Source organism: Gemmatimonadota bacterium, assembly GCA_026706345.1.
Classification (GTDB): Bacteria; JAAXHH01; JAAXHH01; order JAAXHH01; family JAAXHH01; genus JAAXHH01.
On record JAPOYX010000128.1, the window covers coordinates 1 to 2,423 of the forward strand.

The following is a 2,423-nucleotide window of genomic DNA, read 5'->3' on the forward strand; positions in this document are numbered from 1 at the left end:
GTAACCGCTGACGATGCACTCGTTCATGACCGTTCTCAACTGCCAGGGAATCACCGGGTACATCCGCGAAGACTCCATGCAGAGACGCACCGTGACGTCGATGCTCTGGTGATTGAAGTCATCTCCCCCCAGTTCACGACCGTTGCCGAAGAGCGACTCGGCCTCGCTCCGGACCTTCGCGTACACGTCGGGGTTTCGAACCATGTTGTAGACGGTGAAGGCCAGTCCGCTGCCGAGATAGATGCTGGCGACCATGGAAGCCACGAACGGAAAGGTGAGGTCCGTTTCGGGAAGGAACTGTGGGTCTCTCTTATGGAGATCGAGAATCGCGTCGGCCAGATCCCGGGGCTTTCCCTTGCGCAGCGCCGTCGTATGTCCCGCGGTGATCGCCTCCTGGAGTTCCCTGACGCGCTTCCCGTACCGTTTCATTCTTGGGGTGGACAGCATGAAATCCGGCAATGCGCCCTGGACCCGCGTTATGAGCGCACGGTGTTCAAAGGCCAACAGTTCGTCGACATAGTGGCTGCAATCCACTCCCATCGCGAAATTGGAGATCTGACTGCTGATGTGGTTCTGAAAGCTTTCGGTGGCGCGGAAGACATCCCCTTCCTTCCAACGGCTCAGCGATTTCCGGCAGTCGTCGATCAGCTCCGGCAGCCGCCGCGCCAGCGTGGCGCGGGAATATGCGGTCTGGAGCTCCTTGCGCATTCGATAGTGCTCCGCGCCATCCATTCCGGGCAGACTCCGGGATGCGCCAAACGCGTGTTCCAGCCCTTCGATGTAGTCCTTCGAGCGGAGATAGAACCGCCCGTGCCGGTTGACCCAGTGATTGACATCGGCGCCCATCAACGAAACCAGGGGCTTGCCGCGGATCTTGAAGGGCATTCTGACGACCGGCCCGTGTTTCCGATAAATGCCGTTCATCGCCTTCGAGATGTTGCCCGAGAGGAAGTCGCGCTGTAGCAGCACGGCGAGATACCCGGGCCTGGGAATGGGCTTGGTCTGAACGACGCGACGGGTCTTGGGCCTCGCCGTGCTGTCCCTCACGGCGGCTGCGACGGTCCGTCCGATGAGGTCCAGCTTCGCGACGAGTTCGATCCGGGCGAGCCGCTCCTGGTAGTCCTCTTCCTCCAGCAGCAGCTTGAAGCCGCCGCAGGTGTGCATCAGGGCGACCAGGATGGCGTCCCGCGGGTCCGGAATCTCGTCGTTCAGGATGACGCTCAGGACCCTCACCTTGGATTCCCGGCGGGTCGCGACAGCCTGGGTCGGAAACGTCCCGGAACGGGCGACGGAGCGCGAGAGCCCCCAGAATCCGCCGCTCTCGTGGGTCAGGATGTTCCGCTCCACCAGGCGCTCGAGGGCGGCCGCGACGATCTCGTCGGCCTGGCGGGTGTTCCGTTCGATCCAGAACTGGGCGTCCGATTTTTCGTCGGATTCGGCGATGTCCTTGAGCGTCGGGTCGAGCAGCTCGTCTCCGGTCGGCGTGGGATCGACGAGGTACAACCGCTCCAGGTCGGTCTCGATGCGACGCTCCAGGGCGAGGTCGGCGAGCACGGCGCCGGCCATGACACAGGAGAAGTTCCAGTTCGGGACCATCTCGAGGTAGCCGCTCTGCTCGTCCAGCATGAGGAGGATCAACTCCTCGGCGATGCGGATCGGAAACCGGGTGCCCTCGCTCATGCTGCTCAACCTCCAGCCGAGGCGGCTCGACAGCCCCACCGATCCGCCGCCACTGGATGGTCCGGGTCAGAGTCTAGTCGATGGAGAGGGTGGGAACGGGGTCGGCAGGGTCCCCGGACCGCCGGCTGCGGCGGCGGTGAGCGCACGGGGCGGCCGCTCCCCAAAGGTAGAGTAGGAACGTGGGTGAAGCGAAGGGCGGGGCGCCGAGAAGGGTTGCCATCGTCGGTGGGGGCGCCTCGGGACTTGGGACGGCGTGGGCGCTCAACCACCACCCGGATCGTTTCGACTTTCGACTCTTCGAATCGCAGCCGCAGCTCGGCGGCAATGCGATCACGGCGGACATGCCGCAGGACGACGGCAGCACGATCCCGTTCGATATCTCGGTCACCGCGTGCATACCGTCGGCATACCACCACTTTGTCCTGCTCATGCAGCAGCACGGCATCGAACTGCTCGAAACCCGGTTCAACTACAGCGTGAAGTACGGGGGCCGGATCTACGCTCACGATTTCGATTCGGACATCCGGAAGGAGTTGCAATCCGAAATCGAGAGGTTCCAGCGCCTCCTGCGACGTCTTCACTGGTTCGGCCGGCTCAACCTCACGAGGTCGAAGCTGCTCGGCGCGCTCAACCCGTTCAACTACGTCAGCATGGGCGCGCTGCTGAACCTGGGCAGGTACTCGGGAGACTTCCGCTACAAGATCCTGAAGCCCATGTTCGTCAACTTCCTGATGGCGACGAAC

General features: G+C 63.1%; 2 protein-coding genes. One reads left to right on the forward strand and one right to left on the reverse strand.

All coding sequences use genetic code 11. The features are described from left to right. A partial coding sequence (locus OXG98_08305) for a cytochrome P450 (protein MCY3772007.1) occupies positions 1-1,680 on the reverse strand: 1,680 nt, incomplete at its 3' end. 179 nt (positions 1,681-1,859) lie between these two features. On the opposite strand from OXG98_08305, the gene OXG98_08310 reads away from it, so the two are divergent. After that, on the forward strand, positions 1,860-2,423 hold a 564-nt coding region (locus tag OXG98_08310; GenBank protein MCY3772008.1), incomplete at its 3' end, for an NAD(P)-binding protein.